This window comes from Mycobacterium sp. (assembly GCF_049802695.1).
GTDB lineage: Bacteria > Actinomycetota > Actinomycetes > Mycobacteriales > Mycobacteriaceae > Mycobacterium.
The window spans coordinates 1-1,813 of sequence record NZ_JBARMY010000226.1; the positions used below are offsets into that span (position 1 = coordinate 1).

General features: G+C 66.8%; 3 protein-coding genes. All 3 read left to right on the forward strand.

Going from position 1 to position 1,813, the window contains the following annotated elements; genetic code table 11:
* Positions 1-724: exodeoxyribonuclease VII large subunit (xseA, locus tag WA317_RS09115; RefSeq protein WP_425172717.1), on the forward strand; the 724-nt coding region annotated here is incomplete at its 5' end.
* Entirely contained in the window at positions 717-947 is a 231-nt protein-coding gene (locus WA317_RS09120) for an exodeoxyribonuclease VII small subunit (protein ID WP_425172718.1), read from the forward strand. The genes xseA and WA317_RS09120, both read left to right, overlap by 8 nt.
* A 51-nt stretch (positions 948-998) precedes the next feature.
* Positions 999-1,813 (forward strand): 3-beta-hydroxysteroid dehydrogenase (locus tag WA317_RS09125; protein WP_425172719.1); only part of this gene is annotated, 815 nt, incomplete at its 3' end.

The following is a 1,813-nucleotide window of genomic DNA, read 5'->3' on the forward strand; positions in this document are numbered from 1 at the left end:
CAACACCGCCGTGCAAGGCCCCAACGCCGTCCCGCAAATCGTCAACGCGCTACGCGGACTGGACGCCGACCCGGATGTGGACGTGATCGTCGTGGCTCGAGGCGGTGGCAGCGTCGAAGATCTCCTGCCATTCTCCGACGAGACGCTGTGCCGCGCGATCGCCGCCTGCCGCACGCCGGTCGTCAGCGCGGTCGGACACGAACCCGACAACCCGCTGTGCGACCTGGTTGCCGATCTGCGGGCCGCCACGCCCACCGATGCCGCCAAGAAAATCGTCCCGGATACCGCCGCCGAGCAGCGGTTGATCGACGACCTGCGCCGGCGCAGTGCCCAGGCATTGCGCAACTGGGTGACCCGCGAGGAGCGTGCGCTGGCGCAATTGCGCAGCCGCCCGGTTCTCGCCGAGCCGTTGACTGCCGTCACCACACGCGCCCAGGAAGTCCAACGCGCCCGGTCCGCGCTGCGGCGCGACGTCACCCGGTTGATCGCGGCGGAAACCGACCGCATCGGACATCTGGCCGCCCGGCTGGCCACCCTGGGACCGGCGGCCACCCTGGCGCGTGGCTACGCCGTTGTGCAGACCGTTCCAGCGACAGGACCCCTGACCGTGCTCCGCTCGGTCACCGACGCGCCCACCGGGACGACATTGCGGGTGCGGGTCGCCGACGGCGCGGTGGCAGCGGTGAGCGAGGGACGAGCCGATGGGCCCGCGACGGATGACTGAGCAAGATTCTGTTACGCCTATTAACCAACTGGGCTATGAGAAATGCCGCGACGAGCTCATCGAGGTGGTGCGCCGGCTGGAGCAGGGTGGCCTGGGTCTCGACGCGTCGCTGCAGCTGTGGGAACGCGGCGAGCAGCTGGCCAAACGCTGCGAGGAGCACTTAGCTGGAGCGCGCAAACGAGTGGCTGATGCATTGGCGGCAACGGATGCCGACGAATCTTGAATCAGAAACAACTTTAGCGGCTTTGTTGCCAAACTAGAACACGTTTCAGTTATGCTACGCGGCATGGCTGACGCATCACTGACCACAAAACTTGGCCGTGTCCTCGTCACCGGCGGCTCGGGCTTCGTCGGCGCCAATCTGGTGAGCGCCCTGCTCGAGCGTGGGCACACCGTGCGGTCCTTCGACCGGGCGCCCTCACCATTGGCGCAGCAACCGGGCCTGGAGGTACTCGAGGGCGACATCTGTGACCCGGGCATCCTCGCCACAGCGGTCGACGGCATCGACACCGTCTTCCACACCGCGGCGGTGATCGAGCTGCTGGGCGGCGCGTCGGCCGACGACCGATCTCGGCAGCGCAGCTTCGCGGTCAACGTGGGCGGCACCGAGAACCTGGTGCGCGCCGGGCAGGCCGCCGGTGTCAAGCGGTTCGTCTACACATCGTCCAACAGCGTGGTGATGGGCGGGCAGCGCATCGCCGGTGGCGACGAGACGCTGCCCTATACCGACCGCTTCAACGACCTCTACACCGAAACCAAAGTGGTCGCCGAGCGATTCGTGTTGTCGCAGAACGGCTTTGGTGGCATGTTGACCTGCGCGATCCGCCCGAGCGGCATCTGGGGCCGCGGCGACCAGACCATGTTCCGGAAACTGTTCGAAAGCCTGGTCGCTGGCCACGTCAAAGTGCTGATCGGGCGCAAGACCGCCAAATTGGACAACTCCTACGTGCATAACCTGATCGAAGGTTTTGTCCTGGCCGCCCAGCATCTGGTGCCGGGCGGGACCGCGCCCGGCCAGGCGTACTTCGTCAACGACGGCGAGCCGATCAATATGTTCGAGTTCGCGCGCCCGATCGTCGAGGCGTGGGG